Genomic DNA, 893 nt, shown 5'->3' on the forward strand with positions numbered 1-893 from the left:
TGACCTCGGGTCAGCGCCGGGGAGGCCGGGGCGGCTGTCTTCCCCACCCCGCCGGATGGTAGCTTTGGGCCATGAGCCTCCTCATCGCCGCGCTTACTGGGTGGGACAAGGTGCTGATCATCAGCGCCGCTGTGGCGCTGCTCGCTGGATGCTCCAGTGATGCAGGCACCTACACGCTGTACCGGAACTCCGCTCTCTCGGACTCCATGCGGGTCCACGTCGCCACGTTCAATTCCAAGGAAGGCGATAACTACAACCGCGAGAACTGCGACCTTGCTGCGCAGCTCTTCGCCGCCCAGCCCGGGATTGGCACTAGATTCTGGTGCGAGAAAGGCGCGTTCCGGGAGTGAATGCCGGGCCTAACAGCCCGCCGCCCCAACCCTGCTACCATCGCCTCATCCGCCCCCCATAGCCACCGCCATGCCTATCTGGGACAAGCACGAAGTGACCCCCGAAGCCAGGAAGCTGGTTGATCAGGCACGCGCCGAGGCCACGCTGGAGCGGCTGGAGCGGGAGAACCCGACGCGCTGGTATCACAAGCTTCTGTTCACCTGGTATGGCCTCGCGGCCCTCTTACTCCCGGTTGCCCTGATCCTGTCCGTCTTGGCCATTTTTGGCCTGTTCCGATAGCGCATCGGCGATCAGCGCAACGTCCTCGTCGCCATTCTCCGCCGCCATCCTCTTCAGCACGTTGACCTGCGCGGGCAGAACACCCACAGGGAGTTCCGTGGCCCGGGCCAGCCAACGCACGAATCGCGGATTGGTCATGCCGCGCGCCACCGCATTTGCCAGAGCTCCGGTGGCAATCAGTGGAGCCGTGCTGCCGAAGTTTCCTGATAGGACCATCATCCCCAGCGTGCCCCAGTAGCCTGCAGCCGCGGCGTTCGGGCCGG

The 893-nt window shown here is 64.8% G+C and carries 1 protein-coding gene and 1 pseudogene; one reads left to right on the top strand and one right to left on the bottom strand.

What is annotated here, in order from left to right:
* The first annotated feature begins 71 nt into the window (after positions 1 to 71).
* Positions 72 to 350 (top strand): hypothetical protein, encoded by a 279-nt coding sequence (locus tag ABB33_RS17475; protein ID WP_056932946.1) that lies wholly within the window; start codon positions 72 to 74, stop codon positions 348 to 350.
* A 223-nt stretch (positions 351 to 573) separates the two neighbouring features.
* Here the strand turns inward: ABB33_RS17475 and ABB33_RS18805 are convergent.
* Positions 574 to 893, bottom strand: a pseudogene (locus tag ABB33_RS18805) (hypothetical protein); the annotation flags it as partial.

Source organism: Stenotrophomonas acidaminiphila (assembly GCF_001431595.1).
Classification (GTDB): domain Bacteria; phylum Pseudomonadota; class Gammaproteobacteria; order Xanthomonadales; family Xanthomonadaceae; genus Stenotrophomonas; species Stenotrophomonas acidaminiphila.

What these genes read in the sequence shown, in the direction of transcription:
- ABB33_RS17475 (WP_056932946.1), top strand. Translation starts at nt 72, where the DNA reads ATGAGCCTCCTCATCGCCGCGCTTACTGGGTGGGACAAGGTGCTGATC.